13 protein-coding genes are annotated in these 16,615 nt (G+C 68.5%); 4 read left to right on the forward strand and 9 right to left on the reverse strand.

Annotated features, from left to right (window positions below):
* Positions 1 to 24: 24 nt before the first annotated feature.
* The 3 genes from ACYVBS_RS02230 to ACYVBS_RS02240 are packed head-to-tail and all read left to right on the forward strand — an operon-like array spanning position 25 to position 2,155.
* Positions 25 to 600 (forward strand): RNA polymerase sigma factor, encoded by a 576-nt coding sequence (locus ACYVBS_RS02230; protein WP_460821476.1) that lies wholly within the window; start codon positions 25 to 27, stop codon positions 598 to 600.
* The gene (locus ACYVBS_RS02235) at positions 597 to 1,238 is read left to right on the forward strand and encodes a hypothetical protein (RefSeq protein ID WP_460821477.1); all 642 of its coding nucleotides are present in this window, start codon (positions 597 to 599) and stop codon (positions 1,236 to 1,238) included. Before ACYVBS_RS02230 ends, ACYVBS_RS02235 begins: the two co-directional genes overlap by 4 nt.
* A 14-nt stretch (positions 1,239 to 1,252) precedes the next feature.
* Positions 1,253 to 2,155 carry a DUF4097 family beta strand repeat-containing protein gene (locus ACYVBS_RS02240; protein ID WP_460821478.1) on the forward strand — a complete coding sequence of 301 codons (903 nt, stop codon included), beginning with the start codon at positions 1,253 to 1,255 and terminating at the stop codon, positions 2,153 to 2,155.
* A gap of 321 nt (positions 2,156 to 2,476) precedes the next feature.
* On the opposite strand, the gene ACYVBS_RS02245 is transcribed toward ACYVBS_RS02240, so the two are convergent.
* Genes ACYVBS_RS02245 through ACYVBS_RS02270 form a run of 6 tightly spaced genes read right to left on the reverse strand, consistent with a single transcriptional unit; the run spans position 2,477 to position 5,597 of the window.
* Entirely contained in the window at positions 2,477 to 2,746 is a 270-nt protein-coding gene (locus ACYVBS_RS02245; protein WP_460821480.1) for a hypothetical protein, read from the reverse strand.
* Complete coding sequence (locus tag ACYVBS_RS02250) at positions 2,746 to 3,927, reverse strand: hypothetical protein (RefSeq protein WP_460821482.1); 1,182 nt, start codon at positions 3,925 to 3,927, stop codon at positions 2,746 to 2,748. Before ACYVBS_RS02250 ends, ACYVBS_RS02245 begins: the two co-directional genes overlap by 1 nt.
* On the reverse strand, positions 3,924 to 4,178 hold the full coding sequence (gene lysC / locus ACYVBS_RS02255) for an Rz1-like lysis system protein LysC (RefSeq protein ID WP_460821483.1): 255 nt from the start codon (positions 4,176 to 4,178) through the stop codon (positions 3,924 to 3,926). The genes ACYVBS_RS02250 and lysC overlap by 4 nt, the downstream gene beginning before the upstream one ends.
* The gene (locus tag ACYVBS_RS02260; RefSeq protein ID WP_460821484.1) at positions 4,160 to 4,552 is read right to left on the reverse strand and encodes a hypothetical protein; all 393 of its coding nucleotides are present in this window, start codon (positions 4,550 to 4,552) and stop codon (positions 4,160 to 4,162) included. The genes lysC and ACYVBS_RS02260 overlap by 19 nt, the downstream gene beginning before the upstream one ends.
* Positions 4,549 to 5,025 carry a lysozyme gene (locus ACYVBS_RS02265; protein ID WP_460821485.1) on the reverse strand — a complete coding sequence of 159 codons (477 nt, stop codon included), beginning with the start codon at positions 5,023 to 5,025 and terminating at the stop codon, positions 4,549 to 4,551. Before ACYVBS_RS02265 ends, ACYVBS_RS02260 begins: the two co-directional genes overlap by 4 nt.
* On the reverse strand, positions 5,022 to 5,597 hold the full coding sequence (locus ACYVBS_RS02270) for a PAS domain-containing protein (protein ID WP_460821486.1): 576 nt from the start codon (positions 5,595 to 5,597) through the stop codon (positions 5,022 to 5,024). The genes ACYVBS_RS02265 and ACYVBS_RS02270 overlap by 4 nt, the downstream gene beginning before the upstream one ends.
* A 78-nt stretch (positions 5,598 to 5,675) precedes the next feature.
* Here ACYVBS_RS02270 and ACYVBS_RS02275 point away from each other — a divergent pair, with 78 nt between their 5' ends.
* Positions 5,676 to 5,813: a hypothetical protein gene (locus ACYVBS_RS02275; protein ID WP_460821487.1), complete on the forward strand. Its 138-nt coding sequence runs from the start codon at positions 5,676 to 5,678 to the stop codon at positions 5,811 to 5,813.
* Here the strand turns inward: ACYVBS_RS02275 and ACYVBS_RS02280 are convergent.
* Genes ACYVBS_RS02280 through ACYVBS_RS02290 form a run of 3 tightly spaced genes read right to left on the reverse strand, consistent with a single transcriptional unit; the run spans position 5,810 to position 16,614 of the window.
* On the reverse strand, positions 5,810 to 15,202 hold the full coding sequence (locus tag ACYVBS_RS02280; protein WP_460821488.1) for an LPD38 domain-containing protein: 9,393 nt from the start codon (positions 15,200 to 15,202) through the stop codon (positions 5,810 to 5,812). The genes ACYVBS_RS02275 and ACYVBS_RS02280 overlap by 4 nt on opposite strands.
* A 12-nt stretch (positions 15,203 to 15,214) precedes the next feature.
* Positions 15,215 to 15,949, reverse strand: coding sequence for a hypothetical protein (locus ACYVBS_RS02285; protein WP_460821489.1), 735 nt, complete (start codon positions 15,947 to 15,949; stop codon positions 15,215 to 15,217).
* Between the two features lie 11 nt (positions 15,950 to 15,960).
* Positions 15,961 to 16,614, reverse strand: coding sequence for a hypothetical protein (locus ACYVBS_RS02290; protein WP_460821490.1), 654 nt, complete (start codon positions 16,612 to 16,614; stop codon positions 15,961 to 15,963).
* Position 16,615 lies beyond the last annotated feature (1 nt).

Genomic DNA, 16,615 nt, shown 5'->3' on the forward strand with positions numbered 1-16,615 from the left:
ATCCATGGTGTCATGCTGAACGCCATGAGCACCGTCCCGCCCGATGCCCCCCCGGCCCCCGCCGGGACCGACGACGACCGCCCACTGGTCGCCGCAGCGGCGCACGGCGAGACCCGCGCCTTCGAGACGCTGTACCGGCGTCACGTGGGCCGGGTCCACGGCGTCATCGCGCGGCTGGTGGGCGGCCACGGCGCCCGCGCCGACGACCTGACCCAGGAAGCCTTCGTCCGCGCCTGGCAGGCCCTGCCCGCGTTCCGCTTTGAAGCCGCCTTCACCACCTGGCTGCACCGGCTGGCGGTCAACACCGCTTTGATGGAGCTGCGCAGTCGCCGCAGCCGCCCGCTGGAAGACGACGAAGAAGCACTGGAGACCTTCGGCCACCCGGATTCGGCCGGCCATACCACCGCGCTGTCGATGGATCTTGGCCGCGCCGTCGCCAGCCTGCCGCCCCGCGCCCGGGCGGTGCTGGTGCTGTACGACATCGAAGGCTGGAAACACGAGGAAATCGCCGCAGAGCTGGACATGGCCGTCGGCAGCTCCAAGGCCCAGCTGCACCGCGCGCGCGGCCTGCTCCGCGCGCGTTTGGGAGAACCCGCATGAACCACGACAACTACGACACCCCCGACACCCCCGACCTGCCCGACGCGCTGCGTTGGCAGTTGCGGGCCCTGCGCGAGGACGAGGCCCCTGCCGCGGACCTGTGGCCCGGCATCGCCGCTCGATTGAGCGCGCGCACGGATAAGGCCGCCCCGTTGGCATTTGCCTCCGCCCCCCCTGTCGCGTCTCGCGCTGCATGGCTGCGCCGCAGCCGCCTGCCCGTGGCGCTTGCCGCCAGCGTGCTGGTGGCGGTCGGGACGCTGGGCCTGCTGCGCCATGGCGGCCCCTCAGCGGATGGGCGGGCCCATGGGACCCCGACGCTCGCCATCGCGCCCGAAGCCGCCGGCGCGACGATCGCGCACCATGACGCCAACGCGCGCGGCGAGCCGCACGTCACCGCCGACACCCCGCTCGCCCTCGCCGAAGCCGAAGGCCTGCGACTGCAGTACGAAGGCGCCTTCCGCGAGCTGGAAACCCAACCGGGCGCCAGTGCGCCCAACCCCTCCCTGCGCACCCTGGACCAGAGCGCCGAGCTGATCCTCGCCGCGCTGCGCCAAGCCCCCGACTCCACGCGACTGCTCGAACAGCTGCGTCGCACCTACCAACGCCGCCTCGACCTGATGCGGCTCCCCCTCGCCTGACGGAGGAACTCCCCATGTCCCGCCTTGCCATTCCCACCCTCGCCGCGGTCTTGTCGCTCGCCCTGCCGGCGCTGGCCGCCACCCCCATCAACGAAACCCGCCCGCTGTCGTCCACGGGCGAGGTCGAGATCGAAAACCTCAAGGGCCGCATCGACGTGCGCGTCTGGGACCGTGACGAAGTGAAGATCGAAGGCAGCCTCGGCAATGGCGTCGAGCGGCTGGCCATCGAAGGTGACCGCAACAAACTGGCCGTGCGCGTGAAGTACCCGAAGCGCTTCGGCATGAATGGCAATAACAGCGAGCCCACCGAGCTGCGCCTGACGGTACCGCGCCGCGCCAACCTGGACATCGAAGCAGTCTCGGCCGACATCGACGTGCAGGGCACGGCCGCCGGAAAGTTGTCGGCGGATTCGGTGAGCGGCGACGTCGTCGTGATTGGCGCGCCGCGCAAGGCCGAAGTCAACACCGTCAGCGGCAACCAGCAGCTGACCATCAACACCGCCGATGCCGCCATCGACACCGTCAGCGGCGACATCGCGCTGCGCGGCCGCTTCGATGGCGAGGTGGAGTTCAACAGCGTGTCCGGCGACATCACCATCAGCAACAACCGCGAGAACCCGGTGCGCAAGCTGAGCGGTTCTTCGGTGTCCGGCGACCTGACCGTGTCCACCGCCCTGGCCCGCGGCGGCGAAATCGCCGTGGACACGCTTAGCGGCGACGTGCGGCTGAACCTGCCACGCGATGTTTCGGCCACCGTCACCGGCGAAAGCTTCAGCGGCGACCTGCGCGTCAGTGGCGCCCAGGTGCAGCGTCCCAAGCACGGCCCCGGCTCCAACGTCAGCCACCGCTATGGTGCAGGCGAAGGTCGCATCACCGTGGAAAGCTTTTCCGGCAACGCGTCGGTGATCGTGGAGTGAGGCTGGATGGTGGGTCGTGATGGATTCGAACCATCGACCAGCGGATTAAAAGTCCCCAGCCCACAGCCCGAAAATCAGCCACTTGGCCCCGAAAGTTTTACGGAGCGCGGGCCGTGGAACGCTTGGCGCTGCTACGGGTGGGGCGGGGTTTTACGGATCAGGCAATGATCGACTCGATGCTGGAACGAATGGCCGACGTGTCCGCGTTGTACGTCACCAGCGACTCCAGGCTCATGTCGCGGAATAGGCTCGATCCAGCACGCGAGGCAACGCCTCGCCGAGTGCGGTGTAGTCAAATTGACGGATGCCCATGCAGCCCCCTTAATGTGTCTCGGCAAACTCGGCGTCAGCGCCATTCGCTGCACGGGCCGCCATGATTTCGTCGTACTCGCGCACCATGCCAACCAAGTGCCGGCGCAGTTCCTCCACGGCAATCGACGCCTTGCCTGCCGCGTCTGCGGCTTCGTATTCCTCAATCCGCCCCATACGGGCCGCCAGTGCCCGCCCCAGCCGGTCAATCTTCGCGTTGGTCGCGGTCGTGTTCAGCAGCGCATCCGCCACTGCCTTGATGCGTTGTGTCTTGGTAGCCATCAGGTGCCAATCAGTCCGTGAGTGAATAGGGCGTCATCAAGTGCCTTCAGCCGCGCCTCAAGGGCCGCGATGCGGTTAAGCGCAGCCTGTAGTTCGGCCTGCACATACGCCGCCGACGCGGTGCCCGCTGCTGCGGCTGCAATGCTGGCCTTGGAGCCGGTGCCGGTCATGGCCGACCATCCGGTATTGCGTGCGCCAACGACTTGAATATCATTGACGCGGTAGTCTTTCGCATGGACCTGCGACCACTGATAGGTTGCGTTGCCTAAGCGGCTAACGCTGTCAGCAGCCGGTCGAAATCCGACTTGATTGTTCCCGCAGTAGAACCCATGCGAGCCAGCGGCGAAGATAATATCTGCCCCGGCTGGCGCGAGCATTCGCGCCCGCCCCGCGCCGGAGTGATTGATGCCGCAAAGCTCAAAAATTGCGCCGTTCGCTGGATTGAACCCCACCCCAGCATCAAAACGAATGGCCTTATCGAAAGGCGACGCCACTGTCTCAAGTCGCCATTGCGTGCTGTCAATCGTCTGCTTGTAATAGGCAGAGCCGAGCCGCATTCTATCGGCCAGCGCATCAAACACCGCGTTCTGTGACGGCGCTTTGTCCGTCACGCCGTCGGTGATGGTGTCCTGCACCTTGGCGTCTGCAATAGCCTGCGCCTCGGCGGCCGTGGTGTACTGCGGGTGGGGGTCGGCCGCCGCCTCATGCGCCGCCCGCGCCACCGATCCCTTGTCGGTGTTGGTGACGTTGATCGCGTTGCCAGCGTCGTCATAGGCCAGCGACGCGCCGTCGCCCGTGCCCGCCGCAATCGCCGCGCCTACCGCGTCCTGTGCGCGTTCGGCGGTGTAGTAGAGGTTGGTTGCGCCTTCGCCCAGCCCGTCCGTATCGGCGCCCGCCAAGTCGGCGTTGACGATGGGCGAAGCCGTCCAGGTGGCGTCGGCCTTGCGCACGAAGCCATCCGTGGCCAGTGCCGCCACCGCGCGCACGTTGGCCGGCACGCTCTGCAGTTTGTCCCACACCGTCACCGGGTAGCCGGTGGAGGCTGCGGCGGGCGCGGGCTCGCGCCACAGATTGCCGTCCGCGTCGTACACGTTGACCCCAATGGTCGCGCCCTTGGTCGCGCCCTGCTCGACTTCCACCGACTTCTGCGGGTTGCCCCACAGCGGGACGCGGGATTTCATGGGGCCAGCTCGCGTATCGCCTTCAGCCGCTTGTTGCACTCGGCCAGGGACTCGTCTCGGGCATTGGCCAGCCGCGCCGCTTCGCCCACGGTGTCGTCACGCTTGGCCGGTCGGTCGCAGTCGCGCGCCAGCTTCGGATCCACCGGCACGGTCTTGGTCACGACGACCTCCACCACTTCCGGCGGCTTGGGAATCGGGCAGGTTGCGCAGCCCGCCAGCAGCAGACACGCGATTACCGCAAAACGGTGCATAGCTTCGCCCTCAGTTGCTCGGCACACTTGGGGTCGCGCATGGACTTGTCCAGGTCGCGCTGGATCATGGCCAGCCGGGTTTGGTACTCGTCCTCGGCCTTGCGTGCGACCTTCAGGGCTTCCTCGGCGCGCTTGGCCTGATCCTCTGCGGCCTGCTTTTCCTTCGTGGCCTTCGCGTTCATCCGGTCGTAGAGCGCGATGTGGTCGGACAGGCTGGTTTCCAGCGAGGTGATCCGGCTCTTGGCCAGCGCCCTCTCGGCTTCGTTGCTCTTTCGCTCGTTGCTGCAGCCGGTGGCGTAGGCGCCGAACACGACGGCAACGAACAGCCCGGTGCGAATCAGGTCCAGGTACGGACGGATGGGGTCCAGGTTCATGGCGTCGCCCCGATGCACATGGCGTATTCCTCCTTGCGGCGGATCGTTAGGCCCAGCAGGCGCTTGCCCTTGGCCTTGTCCCACCGCAGCAGTTGCTTGCACCACTCGGCGGCAGGCGCCCCTTGGTTCAGTAGGCGCATCAACGTGGACTTGCACGCGGCGCCCGTGCCGACGTTGTAGGACCACGACAGCACGGCCTTGGCCTCACCGATGGCCAGCGGCTTGGTGATGCACTTGTCCAGTTCCAGCGCGTGCTGGTAGAGGCTGGCGCCCAGCACCGCGATACACTCGTCCCGGCTGAAGCGGTCGCGGTAGTTGACGACCTCGTGGTCGGTCTCGCCCGCGCAGACCGTGGGGATGCCCACCGGGTCCATGTAGCGCGGCAACACCACGCCCTCTTTCAGCGCCACGAACGGCGCGACCGCCAGAACGACGACCAGCGAGGCAACCGCCCCGGTGCGCTTCTTGCTCATCCGTCGATCCTCCGCATGACGCCAATCCACTGCTGGGCCGGCGGCGCGTCGGGAATCGGCGTGGCCAGGGTTTCGACGCGAAAGCGCACGCCATCGGAATCGACCATGGAATGCCGGATCCGGTAGGGACGATGCTCGGCGCGGCAGCTCGCCCACTCAGCGCGCACTATGTCGCGGTCCTCGGGGGCAATGAAGTTGATCCAGCCCCAGCCAGTCAGCTCGGCCTTTCCGACACCCAGCCAGCGGGCATAGGTCTGATTCACGTAGGTGTTGGCCCCATCGGGGCCACACTCAAACTCGGCCGCATCCACGTTGGCGTCGCCACGGGCGCGTACCGTCATGGTCAGCATCCCCATGCTGGCCCGGACCTGCTCGATCTCCTGCCGCCCCGCGTCGATGCTGCGCCGCATCGCCGGGACTTCCTGCATGGCCTCGATCCCCGCCCGGTACGGCGACCACCAGTGCGACAGCCGTTTGCGGAAGAACAACCACGCGGCACCGGCCGCACTACCCACCATGCCCAGCAGCGTCGCCAGGCCGATGGCAATGTCCAGTACCGTGGCCAAATCCATCCGCGCATTCCCCTGTCGTGTATGCGCTCCTTGTACGGGGCGGGGAATTAGGGTCAAGGATGGGTGTATGCTCGGGGGATGAACGCCATCCTGGGCGCTACCGCCCTGCTCGTCGGGATCGTCCTCGCCGCCCTGTTCGGGCTGGCCGCCGGCTGGATCATCGGGGCGCTCGTACTGGCCGCCCCGGTCTATTTCCTCGCGCGCCTGCGCCGCTAGTCTTTCTTCTCGGCCGCGCCCACCACGTCGCGGACCCACAGCGCGTTGAACCGGCTCTGCCAATACTGGTCCTGGGTCTGCTGCGTGCGGATGCTGGCATCGCGCTGGCGGGTTTGCGCAGTCGGCAGGAGACTGGCCGGCGCCAGCGTGAACGCATCCTCGATGCTCTCGCGCGTGCCGGTCATGGCCTTCTCGGCGGCCTTGTAGGCGCCAAACACCGTGTCGTCGCCGCTGGGGATGATCTGCGGGGCGCCGTCCACTTCGATGATGCTGCCCGCCTCCCCGTTGTCGCTGTCGCGCTTGCGGCGCTTGAAGCTCGCCCCGGACAGTTCCGGCATCGAGGCCAGCAGCTTCTCGGCCGCATCCGCCCCCTGGGTGCGGTAGGCGTTACGCACGCGCTTCAGGCCGCGGTCGATGGACTCGCGTCGCTCATAGAAGCGGGCGCGCTGGCTGGCCTGCTCGTCAATGTTGGTGACGAAGCGCTTGGTGATGGGAATGTCCTTGGCCTCCAGGTCCGGCGTCATCTTGCCGCCCGTGGCCTGCTGCCCCACCGTGGCCACGTCCACCACGAACTTGCCGGTGCCGCCGGTCAATTCGCCCACCAGGTACTCCAAGTCCTCGGGCGCGAAGTCGAACCAGGTCAGCGGCGGCGGGGTGAACGCATCGCCCCCGCCCAGCCGGTTCAGGCCGGTGGCCGTGAGCTTGAACACCTCCAGCGTGTCGGGCCGGCCCATGCTGGCGCGCGGCACGTCGCTCTTGGCATACGGCTGCTCGCTGCGGATCGCGCGGCCGAAGTCGTTGCGGTTGGTCTGGATATTGGTCGGGATGCGCAGCACCGTGGGCAGGAAGCCCAGCGCGCCGTCGCCAATCGGCACCGGCACGAAGGACTCGCTGGCCGCACTCAACAGGTCGGCGGTCATGGCCGCGGCCGAATTGCTGGCCTTGCGTTCCTTGCTCATCAGCGCGTCCACGCTGCGCCCGGACATGTAGGTGAACAGGTTGAAGCCGTAGGGCATCGGCACCGTCACGATGGTGCCGGACGGGTGGACGATGACCAGGTTGCGCCGCTTCACGTGGTCGGGCACCTTGTTCCACAGCGGTTCGCCCTCGTCGTCCTCCAGCCCCATGGCGAACATGGCCGCGATGACCTGCGCCCCGGCCAGCGCGCCTAGGTAGGCGTAGGTCTTGGGGTTGCGCAGCAGCTTGGACGTGCGGTGCGCGCCCTGCAGTGCCGCGTTGTAGAACAGGAACCAGGCGTTGAGCTTGGAGCCGCTGAAGCCCTTGCGGTTGAAGTTCACCGTCAGGTTCTTGGCGTACTCGGCCGCCGCTTCCGCCGACTCGCCGCGCTTGCGCAGGCTCACGTAGGCCGACAGGCGCAGCGCGTTTTCCACCGCGTCGTTCATCACGCCGATGGTGTCCACCAGCGGACGCACCGCACCCACCAGCCGCGCCTTCGATCCACCCACGGCGACATTGGCGACCTGCCGCTGCAGGTCCTCCACCGAGGGCATGGCCACGTAACCGGTTTTGCCGCCGGCCTCGGCAAACTCGCGCGCCCACTGGTCCCATTGGCCCGTGCCGGACACGCCGGCCGCGTGCTTGCCAGCCGCCAGGATCGCCTGCGGGTAGTGCAGCGCCGCATCCAGCGCCACCGCCTCGCCCTTCTCCACCGCCAGCCCGGTCAGGCCGAACAGCGCGTCACGGGTCGCGTTCACCGGCACGAACGCCGGGTTGTACTTGGTCAGCACCGCGGAGAAGTAGCGGTTGATCGCGCCCGCAGCACGGGTCACGGCGCCCAACTGGTCCACGCCCACGTTGTTCAACGCCTGCGCCAGTTGCGGCTGCTGGATTTGCACCTTGTAGAGATTGCCGGCCACGCGCACCGCCACCACGGACGGATCGGACCAGTCGTTCACCACGCGCTCGTACACCTCGCCGTTGGCGTCCAGGGCGCGCTCGGTCTGCACCGGCTCCACCGTCCACAGGTCGGGGTTCGGGTTGGCCAGCACCAGGCGCATCACGGCCTTGCCCACCCGCGCCTTCTCGGCCAGAATCACGCCGCGCTGCGCGTCGCCAATCACTTCGCCCAGGATGTTGGCTGCGCGACTGCGGCGGCCCAACGCCTGCTTCACCGGCTGGCGGCGGGTGTCGATGCCACGTCCGGCGGTGCCGCCCAGGTCGGTCGTGTCCGGCTTGCCGCGCAGCGGGACGTAGTGCTGGTACTGCGCCGCCATCGCATCGTGGGCTTCCTGCGTAATCAGCCCCGCCCCCAGCAGGCGGCGGCGGTTGGCGCGGGTGATTGCGTCCACCCGTGCGGCCAGCGGGTCCAGCCGCGCCCGGTCGGCGTTGGCGAGGATCGCGTCGGCCTCGGCGTCGGTCATGCCAGAACCGCCCTCGGGCATCGCCGGGTTGATCGCTGCGATCTTGGCGTTGCGCTCCTTGGCGTGGCGCGCGTACAGGTATTCCTCCAGCGTCTCCGGCGAGACCTTGGCCGCCTTCATCGCCTCCAGCAGCGGCTTCACTTCGTCGCGCTCGATGCGGTCCAGCCGCTCGGCCACGCGGCCGTGCATCAGGGTTTCCGCCCGGTACACGTTCTGCGCGTCGGGGATGGCCTGCCCAATCTGGCCCTCGACCTGGTTCTGCACGTCGCGCCAGGCCAGCATCTTGTCCTGCAATTCCATGCGGGCGCGCTTGGCGGCGCCGGCCCGGCCCTCCCAGCGGCTCTCGTCGTAGTGCCAGCCCGGCGTGCCACGCGACACCGGCAGTTCGCCGGCCGCCTGGTTGCGGCGCTGCTCGGCGCGGCCCTCGGCCTCGGCCACCGACTCCAGGATGCTCGGGCTGTCCGGGTCGAAGGTGCCGCGGTTGGCCGTGGCGGATTTGATCTGCTCGGGGCGGAAAGGTAGGTAAACGTCACTCTCCAAATCGAGGTCCGCCATGCCGCGGACAATCAGGCCGTCATGCCCCGCGGCCTTGGCCTTCTCCACGAAGTCGATAACGAAGTCGCGCGGCAGCAGGTTGCGGTCGTCCTGTTCGCCGTCTGGGTGCTCGGCATCCCACGCGGATTCCAGGTCGTCCTGCGTGATTTCCAGCGGATTCTCGATGCGGACGTAAAAGGCCCGGCTCGGCCCGAAGTGCCCAGCATGAGACTCGTTTGGCGTAAAGAAGTGGGCGCCATCATTGGCCTTCGACATATCGAACATGTCAAAAGCGCGATTGGACCCGTGGTAAACCACAAGCGGCCTGCCGGTAGCATCTGTGACCACGCTCCGACCGAACCACCTGCGGAAAGCTGGTGTGTGCCCAAACCCGATTTCTTCACGCGACGCATCCAAAGGAGTGGCAGTCGTCGGGACAGAGGGCGCTGTGCGGCCGTTGGCCTCGGGGCTCATTAGGTCAGCATCACGACTAGACTTCAAGGAGTCTGTCTCAGACGCCGCCTGCCACGCATTTTCCAGCAGGGCGCGCACGTCCGCGTCGCTGAAGGTCTGCCCGAACTTGCCGTCCAGCAGCGCCTTGAGCCGGCGCAGGAAGTTGGCCACGGCCGCCGCCACCCGCTCGCGGATGCCCTGCGGCACGGTGACGCCGTAGCGGTCCAGGATCAGGTCATAGTTGCCGGTGCGCACCGCCGCCGCCAATTCGGCCAGCGCTTCCTCCACCGCCAGCCGTTGCCCGGCATCGGTGGACGCATCAATGCCGCGCTCCAGTGCGATGGCCTCGGCCACGGCCAGCACGGTCGGGTTCTGCGCCGCCAGGTCCAGCGCCTTGTCCAAGTCCTTGCCCAGCAACGCGCGCAGCCCCTTGTGGCCGGCGATTTCGTGCAGGACGTTGAACACCGCCCGCTCCGGGCTCGGGTTGGCGTCGGTGAACAGGTACACGTCGCCGGTCTTGGGGTCGAACAGCGCCGCCGTCTGCCCCTCGCCGCCGCGCTGCTTCAGCCGCGATTCCACGCCGTTGCGCAGCCGGCCTTGCGGCAGGTCGCGCCACGACCGCAGGTATTGCACCTGCGATGCGACCTCGCCCAGCGCCGCGTTCACCGCCGAACGCAGCGCGGCGGTGCGGTCATCCAGCCCGAACGCGACGCGCTCGGCATCGGTCAGGCTGGCAGGGTCAACGTCGGACACGTCTTGGTCCAACTGCGCCATGCGCTGCGGGGCACGCACTTCCATGCCGCCGTACACCACGATGACCTTGCTGGTGTCCACGTCCTGCGTTTGGCTCGGCGCGGTATTGCGGCGCTGCTCGTCGGTCAGCCCTTGGCGGGCCTGGGTGTTGCGCGCCTCCACCTCACCGGCCAGGTGCCGGTAAATGTCATAGGCGGTCGAATACTTGTGGCCCTCCTGCACTTCGGACAGTGCGGACACCTCGCGTTCAATCGCCCGCTTCTCGTCCAGCGCCTTGTCGGCCTTGCGCCGCTGGCGGGCGAGCGCGTCGATCATCGACCGCACCTTGCGGGTGTCGGCCTTGAACTCGGCGCGCACGTCCGCCGGGATCGCCGCCAGGATCAGGCGGGCGCCTTCGTGGGCAATGTCGCGGATGGCCGCGTTGCGCTTCGGCCCACGCTTGGGGATGCCGTAGAACAGGTATTGGAAGTCGCGCACGCCCTCGTTGTTGCGCAACTCCGGCTCGTACACCCACTGCGTTTCGTTGCGGATCAGTCGGAACACGCCGGACGGGGCATCGCGCTCGGAGTAGTCCAGCAACCGCTGCGCGGACTCCCACATCAGGGCGTGGCGGTACTTCTCGGCGGCCTTGGCCGCGTCGATGATGGCGGCTTCGTTGCCGTGGACCCAGCCCGCCAGCTTCTCGCGGGCTTCGGTGGTGACGAAGTTCAGGCGGGCGCGGATCGAGTCCACGAAGGCGTTATCGGTGCTTCCGCCCTGCGCGAAGCCCTCGACCTGCTGGATGGCGTGCTGGATTTCGTGCAGCAGCACCGACAGCACGGTATCCGGCGAAACCACGCGAACCTCGCCCAGCGCAGCCTCGCCAGCATTGAGCTTGTCGGCATCTTCCTGCGACACGCCGTAGGGGCCATCGCTCGCCTCAAACACCGGACGCTTCGCAATCGCCCCATTGAGGACAATCGAGCCGGGATTGCCGGGGCGGTAGAATCCCCCGTATCCGCCGTCCTTGCCGTAGGACTTGAGGGTCACGTCCATGTCGGCAAACTGCGGGTATGCCGCGAACAGCTTGGGGTGGCGCAGCAGATCGGCCAAGCGGTAAACGACGTACATCCCCGCCGCGTTGGTTTCCGGCTCCGCGTCCTTGAGGTACAGGTTGCCGTTCAGATCAAGGGCGGCATCCTCGTCGCTGATTTCATAGCGCCAGCGCCCGTCGTGGCCGGTGAACCAGCCGGTTTCGCGGCGCACGCTGTCGGGATCGCGGCCCTTCGCAATCAGGTCGCGGGCACGGGCGAGCGTGTACTGGTCGGCGGTCGCGGCATTCTCGCCGGCAAACTGGTCCAGCCCGTCACTGGTCGGCTGGCTTCCATTTCGCGCGGCGCGAAGCTGTTGGACGCGAGCATCATCACGCGCGTACCAGTCGAGGGCGTTGGTGACAGACGAAACGGCACCCTGATCCATGTCCAAGTCGGCAAACCCTTGCGCGACTTGTTCGCGGGTGATTTCGCCCGAGAGTTCACGGCGCACAAGCTCTTGCGCGGCATCCAGATATGCCGGCTTTCCGTCGTTAAGGCTGAACGTGCGGCGCGGCTTCTGGCTGGTCGGCTGCGCCTTTACGCTGTCGGCGGCCGTCGCCTGGGAGTCGTTGGCCAGCACGGATTGAATCGCCGGGCGCAGTTTGGCGATGGTCTCGGCTCGCGCGCCCTCGCTGATGCGTTCGCGCAGCGCCAGCACGCTCTGATTCTTGCCGCGCTTGCGGCCGATGGCCTTGGCGACGGCCAGCACCTCGTCATCGGACAGCATCCCCACCGCCTTCTCGGGGTGGTCGTTCAGTGCGTACAGCACTTTGTCCAGGCGGGTGCCGTTGTTAGCCGCGTCCCGCTCCTGGGCGACGCGGCGCGACCTCTCGGCAGCGCGCTGGGCGCGTTCGACGGCTTCTTCCGGGGTGGCGGCCAATTCTGCGCCACTGCTGACCGTATAGGTGCCGTCCTCGTTCTGGCGGACGGTGGAATAGCCGATTCCGTTCTTGATGGTGAGCGTGTCGCCAACGCGAATGGCGTCCACCTCGGTATCGCCGCCGCGCGACTCTGCACGGCGCATGGTGATGCGCTCGGTGCGGCTCTGCGCCTCATCCACCCGCGCCTGCGCCGGACGGTTGCCGGCGAACAACTCGCCATCGCCGGCCAGCATGTCGGCGCGGCCGGTGCCGCTGCGCCCGTTGCGCGCGTCGTCGCGCTCGCGGGTCCGTGCGTCGAGGAAGTCCCGCGCCGTGGGGGCGCCGAACAGGCCCGCGCTTACCGGTCGCCCAGCACCTTCGGCTTGGACGGGGGCGGCGTCGGCTTGGAGGCTGAAGCCTTGCGGTTCAGCCACGGCTTGGCGGTTCCCGCCTTCACGGCTTGCGCTGCTTGTCGCAGGATCGTTGCCTTCTGCTTGTCGCTCAGTGCCATGGTCTGCCTCGTTGATCGCGGCCCACGCGCGGCGGGCAAAGTCGGCGTCGGATTCGCCCAGGTCTTGGGTCACGTCCACGCCGGACTGCATGGCGCGCACGGACAAGTCCCACAGCGTCAGTGCCTCGGCTTCGTCGCCCGGCTCGATGGCCTCGCCCGACTCGGCTTCCACCGCATCGTACCACTGTGCCAGTTCCTCGTCGGGGTCCGGGGTGTCCAGCGCGTCCGGCGACTCGTCGCGCATCGCCTGCTGCTGCATCCGAATCTCGTCCATGCGCGGGTCGCCCAGCGGCCCCACCGGCTCACCGGCCAGCGCGCGGGAGACCTGCTCCCACACCTCGTTCGGGCCGATCTGGCTCGGCTCGTTCGGGTCCTCGGGCGGGAAATAGCCCTGTTCGATCATCAGTTCCCGCAGCGAATCCAGCGAGGCGCCGTTCTTGCCGTACAGCGGGCGGATGCCCTTGCGCGCGGTCTTGATTTCCTGCGGGTCCACGCCCATGCGCGCCGCGTCCTCGCGGCTCAGGCCGCCCGCGCCCACGATCAGGTCCAGCAGCGGGTTGTACTGCGTTTCACGCTTGGCGCGCGGGTCGCTCTTGCCGGTCGGGTAGCGCGTGCCGTTGATGCGCACGAACCCCGAGTCGGTCTGGATTTCGCGGAAGCCCAGGTCCGGCGACGGGCTGAAGTCCTTACGCTTGGTCCACGCCTGCCACTGGCCGGCGGTCTTTTGCCGGACCATCCACCCGCCCTTGGGCAACGGGTACGCCTGCACGCCGCGCTTGGCCGACTTGCTGCCGGACTGGTAGAGCTTGCCCGCAAGGTCGGCGCCGGCCGCGACAGGAGCCGACTGCGCGGCCGGCGCCTGCCAGGCGTCTGCCGGGGTCGGGGTGGGCGGCTCGCCCAGGATGGGCGCCCGCGGCTCGGAAGTTGACTGCGCGCCGCCGGTCACAATCTCCGCGATTTGGCGGTCGATTGCAGCGCGCTCCGGGCTACCAATGGCGGTTTCCCCGCGACGGCGCAATAGGGACAACACTGCGCCCCGCTGCTGGGGTGTGCCGTCAGTCCACAGATTAACGTGTTCGCCTTCGGCGCTCAGCGCCTTCTGCCGCGTGGTCAGCTTGCCGTCGCGCGTGAGCCACATTTGCAGAACGTTGCGATCCTCGTTGTCGCGGCGAACCTCGTAGGAAATACCGCCGTCCGTGCCGTCTGCGGTGCCGGCGGGGCTGACGTTGACGCGCGTCTGGTTCTCTCCGCGCGGGGTCCACCGCTCGGTGATCGGCTCGGAAGAAGGTGCAGCCGGGTCCGCTGATACGGGAGTGGGCGCTGTGCCCGGCTGCGGGGAAACTTGCGGCTGGTACGGCTGCACGTTGACCTGTGCGGCCTGCTGCGGCGCCACCGGGGCGCGCTGCATGTTCTGACCACCGATCCAGTCGGTCAGGTTGGGGGTCGCCGCCACGCCACCGGGGGCTGAGGGGGCCGCATCCGCCGTCTGTGACGGGGCCGGCGGCGTGGCAGGCGATAGGTCGAGGGCGGCGGCAATGTCGTCGCCCAGCAGGTTGCGGACCAGCGCGGCTTCCAGGTCGGCGTCGTCCTGGGTGTCCAGCGGGACCGGTGCGGCGGGCGCGGGTTGCGCGGCGCGTGCCGGTTGCGGTGCCGGCTGCGGAGCCGGGGCGGGTTGCGGCGCGGCATTGGCCATGGCCTGCACAATGTCCGCGGGCGTGGGCGCGACTTCGTTGCTCGGCGCAGGCTCGCGTCCCGCCACCCAGCCCGGCACGTTGCTGACGGCATAGCCGCCCAGGCCCATGCCGGCGCCGCTGGCCGCGGCCTCCAAGCCCTGCAGCAGTTGTTCGACAATCGGCGTGGACTGACCGGTGGCCTGATCCTGAATGTTGGTCTGCGCGATGGACACCGGCAATTCCTGCCCGCCCTCCACCAGCGTCGCGTCCAGCAGCCCGCCGAACGGCCCCTTGGCCATGACGCGCGGCAACGAGAAGCCCTCGCCGGCCGCTTCCACGGCGGCCGACAGCGCGGCCGATTCGATGGCGGTGCGCGGGTCCACGCCCTGCCCGGTCAGGTCGGTGTAGTCCTGCAGGCCGGTCACGCCGCCCAGCAGGCTGGCGCCCAACTCCGGGTTGCGACTGGCCAGCGCCAGCGCGAACGCAGGCACGCTCTCGGTGCCCTGCGTGGCCAGGCGTGCGCCCAGCCCGCGGGTCGCGCTCGCCGGGTCGGTGATGAAGTCGGTCAGGCTCGGGCGCTCCAGCCCCGCCATGACCGCGTTGCGGTCGGCGGTCAGTTCGGCATTGACCGCGGCGGCAGTGTCGGATGCGGCGCGCACGCCCAGCGGATCGCGCAGCGCAGACACGTCGGCGCCGGCCCGCTCGCCCAACGCCAGCAGCGGGTTGGACTGCTGCACGGTGCGGTCGATGAAGTCGCCGCCGGCCTTGATGCCGCTGGCGGCCATGTCCACGGTGCCGCGCTGGATGGAGTCGAACAGGTCGGCATCGGCAATGCCGCGCACGAAGTCGGCGCCGCGGTCCACCAGTCCGCGCACGGCGGCCAGCGGGTTGGCGCGCAGCGGCGCGGTGATGGCGCTGAAGAAGTCGCCGCGGATCGGCTCGGCCGCCGGGGCGGTTGCGGTCGGCAACGGATTGGCGGCCACCGCCGCCGCGGTCGCGGCCTCGATGGCGTCCGGGTTGTAGTCCTCGGTGCCACCGGCAAACCCGCCCTGCACGCCGGCAAAGCTCGGCGCATCAAACTCGTCCCACAGTCCGCCCTTCGCCTTGACCGGCTTCGCCGCCTGGTCGAACTCGTCCCACAGATCGGCCACGTTGTTCTCCGGTTACTTCTTGGGGGCGCGGTAAATCTTGTCGGCCACGGTCGGGTAGCCCTTGCGGCGCAGGTAGTCGGCCACGGTCTTGGGGTCGGCGCCCGCAGCCACGCGCTCGCGGGCCTGCGCCAGCACGTCGCCATCGGCGCCGCCGGAACGGCCACTGCGCGCAGCAGGCGGCTTGTTGGCGCGGATCAGGGCCGCCTCGCCACTGGCGCGACGCTGCCCGGCCAGTGCCTGCTCGGACTCGATACGCGCCCGGCCCTGCTCGGTCGGGAAAATCGCCGGCTCGTCGCCAAACATGCCCATCAGGATGTTGCCGTCCTGCACCTTGGCCGTTTCCACCGGGCCGTTCTCCAGGCCCAGCAGCGGCGCGTTGTAGTCGGTGAAGTCGCCGCTGGCCTTCGCGGCATCCACGGCGGACTGGCGGAACCCCTGTTCCTGCCGGCGACCCTCGCCCATCATGGTGTTGGCGTAGTTGCTGCCCAGGCCGCCCAGCATCAGGGTGCTGATGAGGTCCGCTTGCGCCACCGGCACGCCAGCGGCCACCAGCTTGTCCTTGGCCCCGGCGCGATTGATTTCCTCGTCGCGCTTCTTGCGCGCGTCCAGCAGTTTGTCCTGCAGCGTGACCGCTTTCAGCGCGCCGGTCTGGAACGCGCCCTGCGTGTCCGGGAACAGCGCGCCGCCGATCTTGGCGCCAGCCTGCCCCATGCCGCTTTGGCCGGTGAGCATCGAAACAAAGTCCATGACCGGCCCTCTTAGGTGTAGAAGCGAACGCCGCTGCCGTTGTTGACTGTGCCCACCGCCGTGCCAGCGTCGAACGCGCCACCCCAGCCACCGCCGCCGGCCATTGCCCCGCCCGCGCCCTGCAGCGCGCCCGCGGCCAGATCCAGCCCCGGATTGCGGCGGATGCGCGACATGCGCAGTTTGTGCAGGAAGTCGTCGGACTGCGCCAGGCGCGCGATGGTGTTCATTTCCGTGCCGAAGCGCACATTCTCCAGCGCCTCGTTCTGGCGCTGCTGGGTCGGCGCGTCGATGCGCGAGAGCATGTCGGCAATCTTGCCGCCGTACTGGCCGATGCCCAGCGCGGCATCGTTGGCCGACTCCTTGTAGGCGTCCGAGACCCCGCCCACCTGATCCAGCGAGCCGGCCGCCATCTGCCGCTGCTGCGCCATGCGCTGCTGCATCGAGGCCAGGCTGGAAGCGCGTTCGTCCTCGGACGTGGAGCCGGTGCGCTTGTCGATCAGCGCATTGGCCTGCGCGTCGGATTCCTGGTTGCGGCGGGTGATGGCCGCCAGGTGCCGCGCCAGTTCGCCGTCCGCCTTCTTCTGCGTCTGCACGGTGTTCTGGTGCTGGGCGACCATGCCCAGGCCGGTCATGATGTAAGGTGCAGCGGCGGCAAACCAGCCCATA

The sequence above is a fragment of the Lysobacter olei genome (genome assembly GCF_054777355.1).